We start from the raw sequence: 20,578 nt of genomic DNA, 5'->3' as shown, positions 1-20,578 counted from the left end.
AGCATACGTCATGAGAGCGCTTTTGCATCATTTACCCCTCGGGTTTCCAGGCCCGGTCGCTGAGTTTGCAGCGACACCCCAAACAATAAAGATCACCCCAAAACCCCACCAGTCAGCGGCTTCCGGCAATTTTGTAGGTCAAGCCGCCAGCTCGCGTAGGCCCAAACCGTTCCCACGGACAAGCTTTTAAACAAAGTAGGAGCGAGCTTGCTTCCACAGTTTTTTCGATGGTTTGCAAATCGTGCGTACACCGACAATCCCTGTAGGAGCTGCCGAAGGCTGCGATCTTTTGATCTTGTTTTTTTAAGCAAAATCAAAAGATCGCAGCCTTCGGCAGCTCCTACACGGGATAGGTGCCGTCAGCCGGCCACCATGAACACGATGATCGGCCCGCACACCGCCAGCAGCACGTTGGAGATGGCATAACAGACGGTGAAGCCGATCACCGGGGTATTGCTGCCGGACTGCTCGATGATTTTGTTCATCGACGCCGCTTCGGTTTGCGCGCCGGCCAGACCGCCGAACAAAATCATCGGGTGCAGACGCAGCACATAACGACCGAAGTACAGAGCCACGAGCGGCGGCAAGATCGTCACCACCGCGCCGGAGACCAGGAGCGCAAGCCCCTGTTCTTTCATTGCCGCGAAGGCCGCAGGCCCTGCCAGCAGACCGACCACCGCGCCAAAGGCGGTCAGGCCGAATTCGGAAAAGGCCCACTGTGCGGCGGGTGGCAAGGCGCCGATTTCCGGGTGCCGGGAGTTGTACCAACCGATCACCAGTGCGGCGACCAACACCCCGCCGCCAATGCCCAGCTCCACCGGGATCATGCCGATATGCGTCGACAGCAGTCCCAGCAATGAACCCAGGACCATACCCAGGGTGTGCATGGCAATGTCGCTTTTGTAGTTGCTCTCGCGGATGCGCCCCAGTCGTTTGGCCAGCGCTTGCACGCTTGCGGTGCGCCCCGTCACGCTGATCACGTCACCCCGGCGCAACACCGTGTTGGGCAACAACGGCAGGTCGTACCCCTGACGCGTGATGGCTGTGAGAAAGCAGCCCAGGCGTCGGGCGTCTTCCAGGTGTGTTCTGGCCTGGTGAATGGTCTTGCCGGCGAACTCCTTTGAAGTCAGGACGATGTCCGCCTGGCGCGTGGCAAAGGATAACGACTCGGGGTGGTCGATCTCGGGCCCCACCCAGTCGCTGAGCGTGCCGACTGCCTCACGCAACGCATACACGCCCACGACATCGCCCGCCATGAGGGTGAACCCTTCATCCCGTTCGATCACCTGGCCGGCCCTGACCACCCGCTCGATACTCAGGGAGTCATGCTGCTGTTCCAGATCGGCAATCCGTTGACCATTGGCCTGGCCGTTGGTCGCCACCTGATGGGCACGCACGACGATGCGCGTGTAGGGTACGGTGATCGCGTCTTCGTTTTTTGCAATGCCCAACTCAAGCTCCAGCTCCCGTGCCGACGCCCGCAGATCCACGCCGAGCAACTTCGGCGCAATGCTGCCGACAAAGACGATCAGGCCGATGGTGCCGAACAGGTAGGTAATGGCGTAGGCAATGGCCATATGGCTGTTGAGCTGCGCCTTGGCCGCCGCGTCGATCGTCAATTGATTGATCGCACTGGTGGCGGTGCCCATGATCGCCGTATCTGTCAGGGCGCCTGCCCCCAACCCGGCTGTAAACCCGGCGTCGAAGTGGTAGATCGCATTCATCAGCAGGATCGAACCCAACGCCGTCGCGCACAGCACGAATGAAAGCGCCACGAGTTTCAGGGTGCCTCGGTTGAGACTGCCGAAAAACTCCGGCCCGCTCTTGAAGCCGACGGCGTAGATGAACATCACGAAAAACACGGATTTGAGCCCCGTGGGCACCTCCAGGCCGATCTGACCAATGATCAGCCCCATCAACAAGGCCCCGGCCACCGACCCCAGATGGAAACTGCCGATGTGAACACGCCCGATCAGCACCCCCAGCGCTATGGCCAGGAATACTGCGATTTCCGGATCTGCACGCAGGGCGTGGAGGAAAAAATCGACCATGGACGGACTCCCTTCAAACGCGATTACTGATCATCGGGTTTGCGTGCCGGCGCCAGGAACCACTTGTCCTTGGGCACGTATTTCTCTAAATCGGGATCGACCTCGTAGTGCGGCGACATGATCTGCACGCCGTACTCATTGAAGACGTCCTGGATATTGGCGTGCAGCATGCTCAGCAGCACGGCGCGGGGTCGGGGCTGGCTGGGGATCGCCTGCGCCACCAGGCGATATTCCGGATAAAAGTCCGATAGCGCGGTCTGGAACACCTGCGCCGGTGGGTCTTCCAGTACCCCGGGGGTACGCCTGGCGGCCTCGAGCAACATGGCCTCCACCTGACGCCAGGGTGTGTCGTAGCCGATGGTCACCACCGTATCGACCACATACCCCGAGCCCTTGACGATGCGCGAATAGTTCTTGGTGACGGTGCCGGTGATCATCGAATTGGGCAGGGTCAGCACCTCCCCCAGCCCGGTACGAATGCTGGTGGTGAACATGCCCAGTTCCGTGACCGTGCCTTCGTATTCGCCTATGCGCACGAACTCACCGGGGCGCAATGTGCGTGTGTAGGTGAGAATCAAACCGGCGGCCGCCTGCCCGACCACACTGCTGGCGCCCAGGGAAATCATCAGGCCGATCAGCACCGACAGTCCCTTGAAGGCATCGGTCCCGGCCCCGGGCAGATACGGATACGCCATGGCCAGGGCAAACAGCCAGATCGCCAGCGAGGTCAGGCGCTGGGTGGGTTGCAGGGTTTCGTAGTTCAGCCAGTTGAATGTACCCGGCCCCGCCATGCGCTTGAGCACCTGGCGAGTGAAGGCCGTCGCGCCCCGGGCGATGAAGAAGATCGCCAGCGCCACGCCCAGCCCGGGTATCGCACCAACGACCGCCTGAAACAGATAAGTGGCCAGCTCAAGCAAGTAATTGTTGAGGCTTTCACCCCAGGGACGGGTATAGGGGAAGCGCGAGAGAACGAACCCCAGCCACTCATAGGTGAGCAGCAGCAGGACCAGCCAGCGCAACAGCCAGAACACGCGAATGACCAGCGGGTACAGGTAGTTGGCCTCGATGACCTGGACCCTTCCGACTTTCAACGCCCGCGTGTGTCGGTCCATCAGTTCGGGCAAACGCAAGAGCAGTTTGCGTCGCACAAATGCCACGCCCCAGAGCAAGGCCAGATAAATGCCCGTGGCGATGGCTGCCGCAACAAGCGCGCGCAGCATCAGGCGAAGGCTGCGCGACTCCTTCGTTTCAGCCACTACCTGGCGCAGTTTTTCGGCAGCGCTTTGAGCAGCCTGTTCGACAGATCCATATTGAAGGGTGTCGACATCCTTGGGCGAAACGATAAAGGCCCGCCGTGTGCCCAGCAGCACCAGATAACTGTCCTGGATCGGATCGAGCGCAACCACGGGATCATCGGCCTCATCGAGTGCCTCGCTGATCACTGCCTTGGCCCGCTTCACCCGCGAAGCCGGCGACTCGCCCATCAAGGTGCTACGGAAAACCATGACGTTGCGATTGGCAACGGTCAGCTCGGCGTAATCCTGGGATGAAGTGGTTTCGTCTGCCGCCTGGATCAGCATCGAACAGGACACGCAGAAAACGAACAGCAATGTAGCGAGCAGCCGGCTCTGCATGCATGAATTCCTTACGTCACTGGAGAGGTCAGAGATACCAATCGCAGCGTAGTCCAGCGATGAATGGATGTCAGATTTGGACAAAGACAGGGCTGATCGCTTTCATGTCCTACACTGGGTTGGCTGTCCGTGAGTCCGTCCCACTGACCTGAGATATTTAAAGGGAGCGGTATGTCAGAAGATCGAATTGCGTTCAGGTTAGTGTCGGGTCTTGCGGTGTTTACCTGCTCCCATTTGTCCCATGCCGAAGACTCCGCGGAGCTGGCCAGGAAAGCGCTCAATCCGGTTGCGGCGATGTACAGCCTGCCCGTGCAATACAACTGGGATCAAAAGATGGGACCCAGTGGCGAAGGCATGCACAGCGTCACCAATATCCAGCCCGTATTACCTTTTACGTTGAATAACGACTGGAACCTCATCTCGCGAACGATTTTGCCGGTCATCGACCAGCATGGCCTTGCACCCGATGGCGTCGCCGACAAATCCGGCGTGGGTGATGTCACACAAAGCTTTTTCTTTTCCCCGAAGAAACCAACTGAAGATGGCTGGATACTCGGCGCCGGCCCGGCAATGCTGATTCCCACTGGAAGCGATAAGCTTTTGAGCAGCGAGCAATGGGCCCTCGGCCCGACGGTGGTGGCACTCAAACAGTCCAACGGCTGGACCCGGGGCATTCTGGCCAATCATCTGTGGGGGCTCGAAGGCAGCCCGCCGAATGACAAGGAAAAGGTCAATCAGACCTTCCTGCAGCCTTTCCTCTCCTACACCAACAGCCAATTCACTACATTCGGCATCAACACTGAATCGACTTACGACTGGCAATCAAAAGAATGGTCGATACCGATCAACCTGACGGTGACGCAATTGTTGAAAATCGATGGTCATCCCCTGACGGTGCAAGCGGGGCCCCGTTATTGGGCAGAAAGCACTGAAGATGGTCCCGAGGGCTGGGGATTGCGTGTCGCGTTGACTTTGCTGTTTCCACGCTGAGCCGGCCTCACCCTCCCCCAAGTGGTTCGAAGTCGTCTAAGCCAGTTCCTGGCTGAATGAAGTTGAGCGACAGGTCCAAATTCCGGAGAGGAAAAACAATATGTTCAAGTTCATCAAAACCACAGTTATCGGCGGGTTGTTATTTATTCTTCCGTTGGTGTTGATCATCGTGCTGATTGAAAAAGCCATCCACCTTTTGAAAGGCCCTGTCCAAAAATTACTGCCGATGTTTTCGGGTTATGACGTTGCCGGAGTCACGCTAATTAGTCTGGCAACACTGCTCGGACTGGTTGTGTTGTGTTTTTGTGCCGGCTTGCTTGCCAGGACAGCCATTGCATCCAGATCGCTCGCTGCCGTCGAGGACAAAGTGCTGGGCAACCTTCCGGGCTATCAATTGTTCAAGGACATAAGCACCCGGATGGCCGGGCTGGATAATGACAGCAATACCCGCGTTGGGATGATCGCCGAGGGGGATGGCTGGCGTTTGTGCCTGGTCCTGGATACGGCTGGTGACTGGGTCACCATCTACATGCCAGATGGCGGGCCGGCGGGGGGAACCGCTGGCGAAGTGCGATTGATGCCTGCCTCGCAAGTAGTAGTAACGGAGGTCACTTGGTTACCGCTCGTCGCCTCATTACGCAAGGGCGGACGCGGTGCTTTGGACATGCTGGCGCCATGGCTACCGAAACTTTGACAGCTTTCTGACGGTTGTATAGATCTTGTACAACTTATTGTTCTCAATGAAAAATCCAAGTACAGATGTACTTTCCGACAGATCACAAAATTGAACGAAAGCCCGTAACCTCACTATTTCGTTAATAAAATTTATTGCAATTTATTTCGTGTTTTTAATACTTTTTTTTAAGACTGATTCGTAATTCCGACTACCTTCAATTGTGCTTGGCCTTAGCGCTTTTGGTTAGCGCTTTCTGACTATGAAGGAGCGTGGAAGATGGTCCCTGAAATGAATTCGACAGGGCAGGTTCACTCCCGTGGCGAGTGGCGCCCACTGAGAATGGCCGGGGTCGTTTGTTCGCTGGTGGCAGCCATTGCGCTGGCTACTCAGGCCATCGCGGCCGAGGCGGAAAAGCCAAAACCCGCCTCCGAAGCCACCAAGGCGGCGAACAATGCGCTGCTCAAGGAGCTGCCATTCAATGACAAGACGTCCTTTGAACTGGCGCACAAGGGATTCATTGCTCCGCTGCCATCGACCGTCATCAAAGGCGGATCGGGCAATGTGATCTGGGACCCGGCCAAATACGCCTTCATCAAGGAAGGCGAGAACGCTCCGGACACCACCAACCCCAGCCTGTGGCGTCAGTCGCAGTTGATCAACATCTCTGGTCTGTTCGAGGTCACCGACGGTATCTACCAGGTCCGCAATTACGACCTGTCGAACATGACCATCGTCGAGGGCAAGGACGGCATCACTATCTTCGACCCGCTGATCTCCACCGAAACCGCCAAGGCAGCCCTGGACCTTTACTACCAGCACCGGCCGAAAAAACCGGTCGTGGCCGTGATCTACACCCACAGCCATGTCGACCACTACGGCGGCGTACGCGGCGTGGTCAACGAGGACGATGTGAAGGCCGGCAAGGTGAAGATCTATGCACCGCTGGGCTTCGTCGAGCATGCGGTCGCCGAAAACGTTATGGCCGGTACGGCCATGAGCCGTCGCGCCAGTTACATGTACGGCAACCTGCTGCCACCTTCTGCGACAGGCCAGTTGGGTGCCGGTCTGGGCACCACCACATCGGCCGGTACGGTGACGCTGATTCCGCCGACCGACATCATCAAGACCACAGGTGTTGAAGGATGCGCTGGCCAAAGGCGATATCAAGGTCGATGGCACGCAGGGCAAACTGGAGGAGTTGGTGTCCTACATGGATGACTTCGACTTTTGGTTCAACATTGTCACGCCAAAAGCGCTCGCCGCAGGTTGTGACGTCTCACCCACTCAGTTGACCTGGGCACATGGCAGCGTTTGGAAACGCTGTCGTGTGTCTGCTTCTCCCTCTATTTTCCGTCGATGGAGCGTTCCCATGTCGTTGAAGTCTCTCGCAATCCCTATGTGCGTGTTGTCTCTGGCGCTTTCCGGCTGTGCCAGCAAGTACGTTGACCCCGAGCAGTATTCCGGTTTTCTCAGGGACTACAGCAACCTGAAGGAGGAAAAATCCCCCACCGGTGAAGCGGTCATGCGCTGGATCAAGCCAGGCGTGGATGTCAGCAAGTTCAACAGCGTTTACGTCGAACCCAGCCAGCTCTACCCGAAACCGCAACCTACCGAGAAAATCCCGCAAAGCACTCTCAATGGCATCACTCAGTACTACGACCAGACCTTGAAAAATGCCTTCGCCAGAGCGCTTCCGCTGGCCACCGGCCCAGGGCCTGGCGTGCTGATCGTGCGCCCCGCCATTACTGCCGCCAGTGCCAAAACCAAAGGATTGCAACCTTATGAAGTGATCCCGATCGCTTTGGTGGCAGCCGGTGTCAGCGCGGCGACAGGTATACGCGATCAGGACACCAGCCTGGCCACAGAAGCGGCGTTTCTCGATGGCCGCGATAATCAGGTAGTCGCACAGGTTGTGCGCAAGGGGGCGGGTGCAGACCTGGACAACTCCTCTCAAGTACTGAAGGCCAACGACTTCAGGGCGACCATCGATATTTGGGCGCAAGACATGGTCAAGTCCTACGAGCAACTGAAAACCAAGTAGTGCTTTGCAACGGCCACGGGACTGCCTTGTCGATGCAAGCGCAGCGTCCGTGGCCGTTTTTCCGAATGAACCTGAAGCCCCGTCAACTTGATTGCCTTTGATGCCTGATGGTTTCGCAGAGGACGCGCAATGTACCGAATCAGCCATGCTCGCCGACTTCACATTTCTTCCCTGGTGCTTGGTTTGGGCTTGCTGAACGGCAATGCCTGGGCCGGGGGTATCCTGATCTACGAAGCTGGCCAGGAAGGTAACGGCCTGGCCAACGCAGGTGCCGCCGCACTGGCCACCGACCCCAGTGTCCTGATGAGCAACCCTGCCGGCATCACTGAACTGGCCGGAACCCAGATCAGCGCCAATGCACAGGTAATCCTGGGAGACATGCGTTTCTCCCGTGACAGCAACAACCAGTTCGATGGCAATGAAGGCGGCAACGCGCTGCAGTATCTGCCCGGTGCCAGTTTCTTTATCGCCCACCAGCTCGACGAACGCTCCGCCATCGGTTTTGGCATGTACGGTAACTTTGGCCTGGCGCTGGACTACGACGACGATTGGGCCGGTCGTTACTTCAACCAGGAAGCGGCAATCATCGGTGTGTCGTTCCAGCCTACGCTGGCGCACAAATTCACCGATGACCTGTCGATCGGTATCGGCCCGCGCATCATGTATGCGTATTACCGAAACGAAACGGCGATCAACAACAACTTGCTCGGTCTGCGTGACAGTCCCGACGGCCAGCTCGAATACAAGGACACCGATGTGGGTGCCGGCATCAACCTCGGGCTGCTCTATCGATTGAACGAGCGCACGCAGATTGGCCTCGCCTACACCAGCAAGATCGACCTGGAATTCAAGGACAGCCCCAGCGTACGCAAAGTCGACAATCCCATTATCAATGCTGCATTACGTCGCCTGGATGTCGATTCCCTGGAACTGGATATGTCAGTGCCGCAAACCGTCCTTCTCAGTGTCGCCCATGATCTGACCTCGCAGTGGAAATTGCTGGGCAGTCTCGGGTGGCAGGATTGGAGTGAGTTCGGGGAAATCGGCGTGGAAGTTGACGCCAATGCCGCCAACGTCAGCCGGACCGCCGACCGTCAATACAAGGACACCTGGCACGCTTCGCTTGGCGCGCAATACCAGATCGATTCGCGATTGCGCTGGAGCTTAGGCGTCGGCTATGACAGCTCGGCAGTGGATGACAAGGATCGCACCGTGGACAATCCCATGGGTGAGGCCTGGCGCTTTGCCACCGGAGTCAACTACAAGATCGATGAAGGGCTGGGCCTACATGCGGCCTACACGTTGGTCTGGTTGGGAGATATGGACGTAGAGCAGACCAAATCACGCTCTGGCGAAACGTTATCAGGAACATACAAAAATGCCGCGCTGCACATCATTGGTGGTGGGGCAACCTGGCGTTTTTGATAATGTTTCATCGGAGCAGTCGCAGCAGAATGTGTGATTGGCTTTACCAAGTCATATCTGACCTGCGCATTGATATTAAGCCGCTGCAGGAGTTTCTATTGACGGACGGTCAAGTAAGTAAAGCATTACTGATTCATATCAATGAACACCCTAACTTGTATTGACCTGCAATTACGCATCCAACAAGCTTTTCGCGATTTGTTGATTTTTAGAGGTCTGAACGATGCGTAAAACACTGCTTGTTCTATTACTGGTTACCTTTGCGGCGCAGTCTGCCATTGCTGGAGAAACCACAACCACGGCTCTGGGCGGAGGTGTGGGAGGCGCATTGGGAAGTGTGGTCGGTCAGGCCGTCGGAGGCAGTACCGGCGCGGCGATCGGTGCTGGCGTTGGCGGTGCGGCAGGCGGTGCGATGACGGCAAAGAACGGCAAGAAGACCGAGGCGGCCATCGGTGGTGGTCTAGGCGCGGCCGGCGGTCAGGTGATTGGCAACAAAGTAGGTGGCTCGACCGGTGGCCTGATCGGGGCAGGTCTGGGCGGCGCAACGGGTAGCGCTGTAGGTAACAGTCTGGCCGATGACAACGATCATCACAGTCACCACAAAGACACCCATAAACATAAACACAAGCATGGTGGTTAATCGTTGATCGAACTGTGGAAAAGCCCTTTATCTGAAGGGCTTTTTTTTATGAATGCCAAAAGGCGAAACTGATTTTTGAAGATTGGTCTAGCACTCACCTTGCAGGCGAAACAGTGTTTCACGCTTGATATCGGATAAGCGGTCAAGTGATAGACAGCACGCAATTGATGGTTCGACTAGCTTTGTAGATTCGCAATACCAAAACTGCACACTGTAGCGGTGGCTCCTATGGAAAAAATCGCTCGAAAACTGATCGACGCCCCTGTAATCCGCATTACTGGGGTGGGACTTGTATTGTTCATTGGTTTTTGCGCCCCGGCAGTGACACATGCCGATGAGGCCTATGCCAGGAACTTGATCAAGAACATGTCCGAATATATGTCAACGCAAAAAAGCATATCGTTCAATTACGACGCCATACGTGAAGTCGTCACAAAAGATCAGCAACGACTCGCATTGGCGGGGTCTGGCACCGTCGTCATCAACCGACCCGACAAAATACGCTCTACCCGCTCCAGTGGGTTTGCAGATATCGAAATGGTGTTTGATGGCAAAACATTAACCTTATTGGGAAAAGCCAAAAATATATATTCACAGGTCGAAGTCCCAGGCACGCTTGACAATCTGCTCGATGTGCTGAGGGATAAATACAACAGACCACTTCCGGGCGCGGATCTGTTCATGTCCAACCCTCAAGAGCAACTGATGGCCGGCGTGAACAACATCAAAGATCTGGGCAGTGGAGTGATCGGTGGCGTGGAGTGCGATCACCTGGCCTTCAGGAAGAAAGAGGTTGATTGGCAGATTTGGATTGCCCAGGGCGACCGGCCTTATCCTTGTCGATATTCCATTACATCCAAACTGATTTCTGGAAGCCCGCAATACAGCATCCAGTTAAGCGACTGGAAAAGTGGTGACCTCGTTGCAGCGGATGATTTCGCTTTTAAAAATGTAACGGATGCAAAAAAAATCGAGCTCAAGGATCTTCCCAACGCTGAAGACTTGCCTGGCAATTTTGTGCAAGGAAAAACCAAATGAACCTCTTGATGAAATCAGCTGGCTTGCTTCTAGGTGGATTCATCCTGATGTGTGCGCTTGAGCTGGGAGAAACATTGTCTATCCCCGGCGTACACAGCTTCATTCCTCACGCCGACGCTGTAGTGGGTCGTCCTCTGACCCCTGTAAGCGTTGCTGGAGTGGCCAGACGCACCGCGCGACGACATTGACGGGAATCTGGCGCAATTCCTTGGCTGAGTCGCTGGATCGAGCCTTCATGCATGAGGTGCCCGGGGGGAAACACTCTTGCCTGATCATTGTGTTAAACGTCTTGCGAGGCCTGGACGTGCTTGGGTGGCATTGGCCCCACAAACATCACCTTCAGTCGATCACGCCCGATCACGCGTGCCAATTCGGCGATGACGCAGTACATGAAGATCAAGGTGACAAGCAAGATCTGCACGGCCCAGAAGCGAGGCCAGTTCATCGAGGACCAGAGCAGGGAGTTCGCGTCCATGAACCCGGGCGCTTCTTTCCAATAGTCGTAAAGCCGCTCGAGGTAATGAACGACCAGTGCGACCAAGGCGTACATCAGGGTTTTCCACGTCACATTCCAGATCAGCGGTTTGTCGGGAAACCGATTGATGAATGGCAGCATATCGGCCACCAGTACAGACTTGCCCAGCACCAGAGAGGCGATCAGTACGGATGCTGAAACGGGAAGATCAACTCCCGATCCCTTGATCATGAGCCCGCGTATCAGGGCAACGATGTGCAGAATAACGAAGAAGAAAAGGGTCGGCGGCAGCGCCTTCATGCATTCATGTTTGATCTTCAGCAGCACTGTTTTCATTCAAGACTCCTTCAGACAATACATTGCCTTACATTGACCGCACCCCTGTTGCAGCGTAGTCAGTTTTCGCAATTCGTCACCTTTCCCCATCCTTGAACCACCCGTTTCGGGCAGCTTGTTGATTTCTCGCCTACTGTTCAATCTGAAATTTTTAAACACAACGCTGTGCGCGAAAACTTCAGAGAAGGGACTCGGCCATGTCTGCACTCAACGACCTCAACGCCCTGCAAGCCAGCATCGCCGAAGCGGTACTCGGCCAGGACCAGGTGATCCGGCAGATTCTGGTCGGCCTGTTGGCCAACGGCCACCTGCTGATGGAGAGCTTGCCGGGCCTTGCCAAGACCCGCACGGTCAAGGCCCTGGCGCGGCATCTGGACGCGAAGATGAGCCGTATCCAGTTCACCCCGGACTTGCTTCCCTCGGACATCACCGGCGCCGAGGTGCTGCATCAGGTCGAGGGCAAAAACGAGATCCGCTTCCAGCCGGGGCCGCTGTTCGGCAACCTGATCCTGGCCGACGAGATAAACCGCGCCCCGGCCAAGGTCCAGGCGGCGCTGCTCGAAGCCATGGAAGAACGGCAGATCACCGTGGCCGGCAACAGCCATGTGCTGCCAGAGCTGTTCATCGTGGTTGCCACCCAGAACCCCATCGAACAGGAAGGCACTTACCCGCTGCCGGAGGCGCAGATGGACCGCTTCCTGATGAAGGTGCTGCTGGACTATCCCAGCGCCGAAAACGAAAGCCAGGTGCTGCGCCTGTTGCGTGAGGAAGAACAGGCCCTCGGTGCAAAAAACGCCGCCGTACAGGGTTTCGCCCTGGCGCAGGACGTGATCTTCGCCGCGCGCCGGGAGGTCAGCGCGGTGCATGTCTCCCCCGCTATCGACCGATACCTGATCGACCTGATCAACGCCACTCGTTACCCCTCAGACTACGATGCCGACCTCGGCCGCTGGATCAACATCGGCGCCAGCCCTCGCGGCGGTATTGGCCTGGACCGTTGCGCCCGTGCCGAAGCGTGGTTGCAGGGCCAGGACTTCGTTTCCCCGGACAACGTGCGCGCCGTGGTCCATCCGGTACTGCGCCATCGCCTGCACCTGAGCTACGACGCGGTGGCCGATGGAGTGACCGCCGATCAGGTGATCGACCGGCTGCTCGACAAAGTCGCGATTCCCGCATGACGGTCGACGGATTGGTCTACGTCTCTCTGGCGCAGTTGATGGCCCTGGAGTTCAAGGCCCGTGACCTGAGTTTCCTGGCGCGCCAGCCTCGCGGCAGCATTCTGGCCGGCAACCATGCCTCGCGCCTGCGCGGTCGCGGGCTGAATTTCGATGAGCTGCGCCGCTATCAACCCGGCGACGATTTGCGCCACCTCGACTGGCGTGCCTCCTTGCGCACCGGTAAGCCGGTGGTGCGCACCTTCACCGAGGAGCGCGATCGCCCGGCGCTGATTCTGGTGGACCAGCGCATGTCGATGTTCTTCGGCTCGCAACGCAGCTTCAAATCCGCCACGGCCGCGGAGCTTGGCGCCCTGGCGGCGTGGATGGTGTTCAACGCCGGCGACCGGGTGGGCGGGCTGGTGTTCAACGACCAGCGTATCGACAGCGTGTCGCCGTTGCGCAGCCGCAAGCGCATCGAGGCGCTGTGCAGCCACCTCGTCCAGCAGAACCAGGCCCTGAGCGCGGCGAACCCGGATGCCGAGGGTGAGGATCAGCTCGACCGGGTGTTGCAGCGTTGCCTCGCTTTGGCCGGGCACGATCATCTGATCTGCATCGTCAGCGACTTTGCCGGCGCCGGCGAACGCACCCTGCAATTGATGCGGCAACTGGCGGCGCACAACGATGTGATCGCCATGCAGGTCTACGACCCGTTGGCGCTGAACCTGCCGAAAAACGGTCGCCTGCTGGTCACCCAGGGTCAGTTGCAGGTGGAGCTGGCGGTGGAGCGGCGTCAGGTGCATCAACCGCTGGGGGATTTTCTCGGCGGGCGCTTGAAGGACGTCGCCACCCTGCTGCGCCGCAGTCAGGTGCCGTTGATGATGTTCAGCACGGCACTCGATGCGCAGGATCAACTGCGTGCGGAACTGGGCAAGCTCGGCGGGAATGCGCGATGAACCCGAACATACCGAGCATCGACCAGCTCAAGGAGATCGCCCTGCCGGCGCCGGTCAGTTATGCGCCGCAGACTTGGGGGTGGTGGGCGCTATTGTCGGTGTTGGTATTGAGTGCTTTGATCATCGGTGTACGGCGCTACTGGCAGTGGCGGCGGGATCGTTATCGGCGTGAGGCCTTGGTGCGGCTGACGCAATTGCAAAAGCGCAGTGATGACCTGAATGCCCTGCGTGAACTGCCGGAGCTGCTCAAGCGGGTGGCCCTCTCCCTCCCGGCCAAGCACGGTCCCTGCAGGAGCTGCCGAGGGCTGCGATCTTTTGATTTTGATTTTAAAAAACAAGATCAAAAGATCGCAGCCCTCGGCAGCTCCTGCACGGGGGCTGCGGCGTTGCACAAAGAAGATTGGCAGGCCTTCTTGCAGCGACATATCAAGCAACCGCTTCCAGCCGATTTCAGCCAGCAGATGGCACTGCTGGCCTATGCGCCCGAATCCACCCTGCGCGCCCTGCCCGCCGAACACCGCCAGCATTTGTTCGACACCTGCAAACTCTGGGTGGAGCATCACCATGTGGCAGCTTGAATACCCCTGGCTGCTGCTTCTGCTGCCCCTGCCGTGGTTCGGCTACCGCTACCTGCCCGATTACCGCGAAGCCCGCAGTGCGGTGCGAGTGCCGTTTTTTGCCGCGATGAGCCGCGCGGTCGGCCAGGCCCCGAGTCAGGCCGGCACCCGCAGCAACCGCTGGCAATTATCGCTGAACCTGCTCGTGTGGGCACTGCTGCTGTTGGCAGCGGCCCGGCCGGTGTACGTGGAGAAACCCATCGAGCGCCAGCAACCGGTGCGCGACCTGATGCTGGCCATCGACCTGTCCCAGTCCATGGAAACCACCGATTTCACCGACGCCAGCGGGCAGAAAATCAATCGTCTGGCGGCGGTCAAGGACGTGGTGCGCGGCTTCATTGAAAAACGTAAGGAAGACCGCCTGGGCCTGATCGTGTTCGGCAGCGGCGCCTACCCGCAGGCGCCGCTGACCCTGGATCACGCCAGCCTGTCGTTGCTGCTGGACGACACCGGGATCGGCATGGCCGGGCCCAATACCGCCATCGGCGATGCCATCGGCCTGAGCCTGAAGCTGCTGGATAAGGCCGATGAACCGGAAAAGGTGGTGATCCTGCTCACCGACGGCAATGACACCAGCAGCGCCATCACCCCGGACCATGCGGCGCAGATGGCCGCCGCCAAAGGTGTGGTGATCCACACCATCGGCATTGGCGACCCGGCGGCCGAAGGAGAATCGCGGGTCAACCTGCAAAGCCTGCAGCAGATCGCCGAGGCCACCGGCGGCAAGTTCTTCCGCGCCGAAGACCGCACTGCGCTGAATCAGGTCTATGACACCCTCGACACCCTGACGCCGCATCAGGTGAAAACCCTCAGTCATCAACCCAAGAAGGACCTGTTCTGGTGGCCGTTGGGCGCGGCGCTTGCGCTGTTGGCGCTCTATCACCTGTTCGCCTGGCTGCGCCCTCAACTCTCTACCGCCCGCCAGCGGCAGGAGGCCTGAGATGGAGATCAATCTCGGCGCCTTCCATTTCCTGCGCCCGCTGTGGCTGTTGCTGGTGCCCTTCGCCGCCCTGTTGCCGCTGATGTGGCGCCGCAGCCGCGACCTGCAGCGGAGCCTGCGCGGCAACATCGCCGAACACCTGCTGCCCCATCTGCTGATCACCCCTCAGGACCACCAATGGCTGCGCCCGGTGCATCTGGTCTGCGCGCTGCTGATGCTCGGCGCCCTGGCCGCCGCCGGGCCGACCTGGGAACAGGACCGGCCGGATTTTCTGGAAAACCGTGCACCGCTGATCATCGCCATGGACCTGTCGCCTTCGATGGACGCCAGCGATGTGCAACCGACGCGCCTGGAAGCGGCCAAACACAAGGTCCATGACCTGATCGCGCGCCGCACCGGCGCGCGCAATGCGCTGATCGCCTATGCCGGCAGCGCGCACCTCGTACTGCCGGCCACCGACGATCCGGCCTTGCTCGACACCTTCATCCAGGCGCTGAGTACCCAACTGATCGACAAGCCGGGCAAGGATGTCGGTGCGGTCATCGAGCAGGCCAAACGTCTGCTGGCGGCGGAGAAAACCCCTGGCACACTGCTGCTGATCACCGACGGTGCCGACGCCTCGAATGGCCTGGCGAAACAACTCGACGGCACTGACTTGCAAGTGCTGATCCTCGCCGTCGGCAACGAGGACGGCGGCATCATCCGCGACGCCAGCGGCCAGCCGCGCACCGACAGCAACGGTCGACCGACCCTGGGCAGTTTCGATCAGGCCGCCCTCAAGCAACTGGCTTCCGAACTGGATGCGCCACTGGGCAGCCTGACCCTGAACAACGACGATCTGGACTGGATAGACCTGCACGCCCAGCAGCATTTCCAGGCCACCGACGATCAGCTGCGCGAATTGCACTGGAAGGACGCCGGCTACTGGCTGTGCTGGCCGTTGCTGTTGATCGCCTTCTTCAGCGTGCGCAAGGGCTGGAGCCTGAACTGGATGCCGGCCTTGTTGTTGGCGGTGGGCTTAAGCGTTGCGCCATCTCCGGCCCAGGCCAACGCGCTGACCGACGCCTTCTTCACCCCGGACCAGCAAGGCCGCTGGGCCTTCGAGCACGAGCACTTCCCCCAGGCCGCCGCGCATTTTGTCGACCCGTACTGGAAAGGCATCGCCGCCTACAACGCCGCCGATTACGACCTGGCCCTGGCCAGCTTCGCCCGCCTGCAAACGCCCCAGGCGTATTTCTATCTGGGCAACATCTACGTGCGCCGCTTCAAGTTCGACGAGGCCATTGCGGCCTATACCCAGGCGCTGAAGCTGCAGCCGCAGTTCCCCGAAGCCACGGCCAATCTGGCTCTGGCCATCGCCTTGCAGAAGGATACTGAAAGCGCGGAGGAAAATGCGCCGGAAACCAAGCCTGATGAAATCAAGATGGACAAGGCGCCAGGCAAGGGGCAGAGCAAGGCGCTGAAAACCGAACAGGCGGCGTCGGATGAGCAGTGGTTGCAGAACCTGAGTACCTCGCCGGCGAAGTTTTTGAAGCAGAAGTTCAGCTTGCAGGATCAGGTGGGGGGCAGGCCATGAGCTTCCTAAAAGACCGAGTTGCTCGCGAAAGCGCCCGAACATATACCACAACACTCGGCGCCCTACTCATAGCCCTGATCACCACAACCACCCTCGCCGCCGAACCCGAACTCCGGGTCCAGGCCCGAGTACAACCCGCTTCCCCCTTGGTCGGCAGCCTGGTCGAGCTGCAACTGGACATCCTCACCGACACCTGGTTCACCGACGCCCCCACCCTGCCCGACCTGAAACTGCCGGGCGCCCTGGTGATGCCACCCGACGGCCACGCCGAGCACCTGAACCAGACCACCGACGGCAAATCCTTCAGCGGCATGCGCTACCGCTACCTGATCACCCCGAATCTGGCCCAGAACTTCGACATCCCGGCGCTGACCGTCCAGGCCAAACCGGGACAAGCCACCACCGAACTCAGCGCACAAAGCCAGCCGTTGCACTTCACGGCAACACAACCACCAGGCTTCAAACCCGGTGAGCCGGTGCTGGTGGCCCAAGCGCTTCGTTTCACCCAAAACCTCATCAAGCCGCCAACGCCGCTGAAAGCCGGCGATAGCATCACCCGTGAACTGACGATTCAGGCCGATGGCGCCCTGGCCATGTCACTCCCAACGCCGGCATCCACCGACATCACCGGCCTGAGTCGCTACCCGAAAAACCCGCAAGTCACCACCCTCGACGACGGTCGCGGCCACTTCACCGGCGGCCAGCGCATCGACAGCGTGACCTACCGGATCGACCGCGAAGGCCACTACACCCTGCCCGCCATCGAGCTCAAATGGTGGGACGCCGGCAGCCAGCAATCCCGGACCGCTCAGGTGCCTGCGGTCGAGTTCGACGCGGCGGCCAACAGCGCCTACAAACCCGTGTTCGCCATCGCAGAGGACCTGAAAAAACTCGGCCGGCAACAATCTCTCCATCTGTCGAGATCTGTACTCAGTCTGCTCGCGCTATTGATTGGCGTGGCGCTGCTGGCCTGGTTCGCGAAGCCCTTCATCCATCGCGCCTACATGGGCTGGCAGGCCCGGCGCCGTGCCCGTCATGCGGCCTGGCTCGAATCCGCCGACCACGCCTGGGAGCAAATCCCGCCGCAGCTCGAAGGGCAGCCGCCGCAATTGAGCGCCTTGTATCTATGGACGCGCCGCAACGGCAAGGGCCTGAAGCTCACCGGCCTGGGCCCGCGCCTGCAAGCGCTGTTACGCGCCTGTTACAGCCGTGAGCCGACCAGAGATCAGGCATTGCATGTGCTCAAGCAATCTTTGACTACGCTGCATAGTCAGGCCGAACACGACAAAGAATCAGTCGCTGCTGCATTGCGACCACTCAATCCGGTTCATGAGAGGGACGTTCCATGATCAAGCCGTTATCAGTGCGCCAGTTTCACGGATTCCTGCTGACCCTGGCCCTGAGCCTGCCGTTGCTGGTTCAGGCCGCCGAGCCGCTGCCGTCCTGGAACGATGGCCCGTCGAAAAAAAGCATCATCGAATTCGTCCAGGCGGTGACCGATCAGGGCAGCAAGGACTTCGTCAGGCCCGAGGAGCGCATCGCCGTATTCGACAACGACGGCACGCTGTGGAGCGAGCAGCCGCTGTACTTCGAGTTCCTGTTCGCCCTCGAAGAGGTCAAGCGCACGGCGGCGCAACATCCGGAATGGAAAACCACTCAACCGTTCAAGGCGGTGCTGGAGGACGACCATCAGGCGCTGGCCGCGACCGGCATGGAAGGCCTGATGAAAATTTTCGCCGCCACTCACAGCGGCATGACCACCGAAGCCTTCGACGACTACGCCAAGACCTGGCTGAGCCAGGCGCGCCATCCGAAAACCGGCAAGCCCTACACCGAAATGATCTTCCAGCCGATGCTGGAAATACTCGACTACCTGCGCAGCCAGGACTTCAAGACCTACATCGTTTCCGGCGGCGAGACCGGCTTCATGCGCGCCTTCGCCGAGAAGGTCTACGGCGTTCCGCCCGAGCAGGTGATCGGCACCACGTTTGTCACCACCTTCGACTACAAGGACGGCAAGGCCTCGATTTTGCGCACGCCGCAACTGGCTCACAATGATGACGGTCCGGGCAAGCCGGTCAGCATCGAAGCGGTGATCGGGCGCCGTCCGATTCTCGCCTTCGGTAACTCCGACGGCGACTTGCAGATGCTCCAGTGGACCGCGGCCGGCACCGGCAAGCGCTTCATGGGGCTGGTGCATCACACCGACGCCAAACGTGAATGGGCCTATGACCGACAGTCCCAGGTGGGCCGCCTGGACAAGGCTCTGGATGAAGCGAACAAACGTGGCTGGACCGTGGTGGACATGGCTGCCGAATGGCGCCGTATCTATCCGTTCGATGCCACGACCGGGCAAGTGCAGTAAGTAAGCGTAGGCAGGACCGCAACGAACGGTTGTCGCATCGAGCGACGCAAATGAGTAGAAGGAGCAAGTCATATGACTGGCATACGCAAGTGGTTACCGAAGGCGGCTCTGCTGGCGGCTTCGGTGATGGCGTTCTCGGCTACCGCCGGGGCCGCCGACAAGCCCAACATCCTCGTGATCTTCGGCGATGACATCGGCCAGACCAACATCAGTGCCTATTCCATGGGCGTGGTCGGCTACAAGACCCCCAACATCGACCGCATTGCCAAGGAAGGCATGATGTTCACCGACTATTACGCGGAGAACAGCTGCACGGCCGGGCGTTCCACCTTCATCACCGGGCAATCGGCACTGCGCACGGGCCTTTCCAAGGTGGGCATGCCGGGTATTCCGGTCGGGTTGCAGGCCAGGGACGTGACCATCGCCCAGGCCCTCAAGTCCAAAGGCTATGCAACCGGCCAGTTCGGCAAGAACCACCTGGGGGACAAGGATGAATACCTGCCCACCAACCATGGTTTCGACGAATTCTTCGGCAACCTGTACCACCTCAATGCCGAGGAAGAACCTGAGCGGCCTTACTGGCCCAAGGATGATGCCGACTTTGTCAAGGCGGCCTCTCCCCGTGGTGTGATCCACAGCTTTGCCGATGGCAAGGTCGAAGACACAGGTCCCCTGAACAAGAAACGCATGGAGACCATCGACGACGAAACCACCGCCGCCGCCCAGGCGTTCATCGACAAACAGGTCAAGGCGGACAAACCGTTCTTCGTCTGGATGAACACCACCCGCATGCACGCCTTCACCCACGTGCGTGAATCCATGCAGGGCCAGAGCGGGATGAAGGGCAACGAATATGCCGACGGCATGCTCGAGCACGACGGCGACGTCGGCAAGTTGCTCAAGACCCTGGACGACCTGAAGGTCGCCGACAACACCATCGTCGTCTACACCACCGACAACGGCCCGAACCAGTGGTCCTGGCCGGATGCGGCGACCACGCCGTTCCGCAACGAGAAGAACTCCAACTGGGAAGGTGCCTTCCGGGTACCGGCGATGATCCGCTGGCCGGGCAAGATCAAGGCGGGCGAAGTGTCCACCCAGATGTTCTCCGGGATGGACTGGTTCCCGACCTTGCTGGCGGCCGTCGGTGATACCGACATCAAGGATCGCCTGCTCAAGGGCACCGACGTCGGCGGCAAGAACTTCAAGGTGCATCTGGACGGTTTCAACCAGCTCGATTACCTGACTGGCAAGACCGACAAGAGCGCGCGGACCGAGTTCTACTACTTCAGCGATGACGGCGACCTGGTGGGCATGCGCTACAACGATTGGAAGATCGTTTTCTGTGAGCAGCGTGCACCCGGCGGCCTGAAGGTCTGGAGCGAACCCTTCACCTGCCTGCGCGTGCCTAAATTGTTCAACCTGCGCATGGACCCTTACGAACGCGCCGACGTCGTGTCCGACCAGTACTATGACTGGCTGACGAAAAACGACTACCTGATCTTCGATGGTGTCAGAAGATCGGCGGCCTTCCTGCAGACCTTCGTCGATTACCCGCCAAGCCAACGCCCGGCGAGCTTCAGCATCGACCAGATCCGTGCAGAAGTTGACAAGAAAATCGAAGAAAAAATGAAAGCTGCGAAGTAACACCGCTTGACCGCCGC

At 59.2% G+C, this 20,578-nt stretch carries 17 protein-coding genes and 2 pseudogenes; 16 read left to right on the top strand and 3 right to left on the bottom strand.

Annotation, left to right across the window (positions count from 1 at the left end; all coding sequences use genetic code 11):
* Nucleotides 1-359: 359 nt before the first annotated feature.
* Both aspT and HNO86_RS18125 read right to left on the bottom strand, forming a co-directional pair.
* Nucleotides 360-2,051 carry an aspartate-alanine antiporter gene (gene aspT, locus HNO86_RS18130; protein WP_175378304.1) on the bottom strand — a complete coding sequence of 564 codons (1,692 nt, stop codon included), beginning with the start codon at nucleotides 2,049-2,051 and terminating at the stop codon, nucleotides 360-362.
* Nucleotides 2,052-2,074: 23 nt separating this feature from the next.
* Entirely contained in the window at nucleotides 2,075-3,685 is a 1,611-nt protein-coding gene (locus HNO86_RS18125) for a mechanosensitive ion channel family protein (RefSeq protein ID WP_175378303.1), read from the bottom strand.
* Nucleotides 3,686-3,856: 171 nt separating this feature from the next.
* On the opposite strand from HNO86_RS18125, the gene HNO86_RS18120 reads away from it, so the two are divergent.
* The 8 genes and pseudogenes from HNO86_RS18120 (at nucleotide 3,857) to HNO86_RS18085 (ending at nucleotide 10,495) form a co-directional block, all read left to right on the top strand.
* Complete coding sequence (locus HNO86_RS18120; protein ID WP_256672678.1) at nucleotides 3,857-4,675, top strand: transporter; 819 nt, start codon at nucleotides 3,857-3,859, stop codon at nucleotides 4,673-4,675.
* Between the two features lie 100 nt (nucleotides 4,676-4,775).
* Complete coding sequence (locus HNO86_RS18115) at nucleotides 4,776-5,369, top strand: hypothetical protein (RefSeq protein ID WP_175378302.1); 594 nt, start codon at nucleotides 4,776-4,778, stop codon at nucleotides 5,367-5,369.
* A 258-nt stretch (nucleotides 5,370-5,627) separates the two neighbouring features.
* A pseudogene (locus tag HNO86_RS18110) lies at nucleotides 5,628-6,323 on the top strand (MBL fold metallo-hydrolase); the annotation flags it as partial.
* 160 nt (nucleotides 6,324-6,483) lie between these two features.
* Nucleotides 6,484-6,543, top strand: a pseudogene (locus HNO86_RS30625) (hypothetical protein); the annotation flags it as partial.
* A 177-nt stretch (nucleotides 6,544-6,720) separates the two neighbouring features.
* Complete coding sequence (locus tag HNO86_RS18100; protein ID WP_175378320.1) at nucleotides 6,721-7,392, top strand: DUF3313 domain-containing protein; 672 nt, start codon at nucleotides 6,721-6,723, stop codon at nucleotides 7,390-7,392.
* A gap of 129 nt (nucleotides 7,393-7,521) precedes the next feature.
* Entirely contained in the window at nucleotides 7,522-8,817 is a 1,296-nt protein-coding gene (locus tag HNO86_RS18095; protein ID WP_175378301.1) for an OmpP1/FadL family transporter, read from the top strand.
* Between the two features lie 223 nt (nucleotides 8,818-9,040).
* Nucleotides 9,041-9,457 carry a glycine zipper domain-containing protein gene (locus tag HNO86_RS18090; protein ID WP_175378300.1) on the top strand — a complete coding sequence of 139 codons (417 nt, stop codon included), beginning with the start codon at nucleotides 9,041-9,043 and terminating at the stop codon, nucleotides 9,455-9,457.
* Between the two features lie 228 nt (nucleotides 9,458-9,685).
* Nucleotides 9,686-10,495 (top strand): DUF2092 domain-containing protein, encoded by an 810-nt coding sequence (locus HNO86_RS18085; protein ID WP_175378299.1) that lies wholly within the window; start codon nucleotides 9,686-9,688, stop codon nucleotides 10,493-10,495.
* A gap of 280 nt (nucleotides 10,496-10,775) precedes the next feature.
* On the opposite strand, the gene HNO86_RS18080 is transcribed toward HNO86_RS18085, so the two are convergent.
* Nucleotides 10,776-11,306, bottom strand: a complete 531-nt coding sequence (locus HNO86_RS18080; protein ID WP_175378298.1) for a hypothetical protein — start codon at nucleotides 11,304-11,306, stop codon at nucleotides 10,776-10,778.
* A gap of 197 nt (nucleotides 11,307-11,503) precedes the next feature.
* Here HNO86_RS18080 and HNO86_RS18075 point away from each other — a divergent pair, with 197 nt between their 5' ends.
* The 8 genes from HNO86_RS18075 (at nucleotide 11,504) to HNO86_RS18040 (ending at nucleotide 20,561) form a co-directional block, all read left to right on the top strand.
* Nucleotides 11,504-12,484 (top strand): MoxR family ATPase, encoded by a 981-nt coding sequence (locus tag HNO86_RS18075; RefSeq protein WP_175378297.1) that lies wholly within the window; start codon nucleotides 11,504-11,506, stop codon nucleotides 12,482-12,484.
* Complete coding sequence (locus tag HNO86_RS18070; RefSeq protein WP_175378296.1) at nucleotides 12,481-13,416, top strand: DUF58 domain-containing protein; 936 nt, start codon at nucleotides 12,481-12,483, stop codon at nucleotides 13,414-13,416. The genes HNO86_RS18075 and HNO86_RS18070 overlap by 4 nt, the downstream gene beginning before the upstream one ends.
* The gene (locus HNO86_RS18065; RefSeq protein ID WP_175378295.1) at nucleotides 13,413-13,994 is read left to right on the top strand and encodes a DUF4381 domain-containing protein; all 582 of its coding nucleotides are present in this window, start codon (nucleotides 13,413-13,415) and stop codon (nucleotides 13,992-13,994) included. The genes HNO86_RS18070 and HNO86_RS18065 overlap by 4 nt, the downstream gene beginning before the upstream one ends.
* Nucleotides 13,981-14,973: a VWA domain-containing protein gene (locus HNO86_RS18060; RefSeq protein ID WP_175378294.1), complete on the top strand. Its 993-nt coding sequence runs from the start codon at nucleotides 13,981-13,983 to the stop codon at nucleotides 14,971-14,973. Before HNO86_RS18065 ends, HNO86_RS18060 begins: the two co-directional genes overlap by 14 nt.
* Nucleotide 14,974: 1 nt before the next feature.
* Nucleotides 14,975-16,549, top strand: coding sequence for a VWA domain-containing protein (locus HNO86_RS18055; RefSeq protein ID WP_175378293.1), 1,575 nt, complete (start codon nucleotides 14,975-14,977; stop codon nucleotides 16,547-16,549).
* Complete coding sequence (locus HNO86_RS18050) at nucleotides 16,546-17,898, top strand: BatD family protein (RefSeq protein WP_175378292.1); 1,353 nt, start codon at nucleotides 16,546-16,548, stop codon at nucleotides 17,896-17,898. Before HNO86_RS18055 ends, HNO86_RS18050 begins: the two co-directional genes overlap by 4 nt.
* Nucleotides 17,895-18,914, top strand: a complete 1,020-nt coding sequence (locus tag HNO86_RS18045) for an HAD family phosphatase (protein WP_175378291.1) — start codon at nucleotides 17,895-17,897, stop codon at nucleotides 18,912-18,914. The genes HNO86_RS18050 and HNO86_RS18045 overlap by 4 nt, the downstream gene beginning before the upstream one ends.
* Before the next feature lie 72 nt (nucleotides 18,915-18,986).
* Complete coding sequence (locus tag HNO86_RS18040; protein WP_175378290.1) at nucleotides 18,987-20,561, top strand: arylsulfatase; 1,575 nt, start codon at nucleotides 18,987-18,989, stop codon at nucleotides 20,559-20,561.
* Nucleotides 20,562-20,578: the final 17 nt, after the last annotated feature.

This window comes from Pseudomonas sp. C1C7, from assembly GCF_013359595.1.
Taxonomy (GTDB): domain Bacteria; phylum Pseudomonadota; class Gammaproteobacteria; order Pseudomonadales; family Pseudomonadaceae; genus Aquipseudomonas.
Note: the sequence above shows the minus strand (reverse complement) of the source record. Positions and strands in the feature narration are given on the sequence as shown.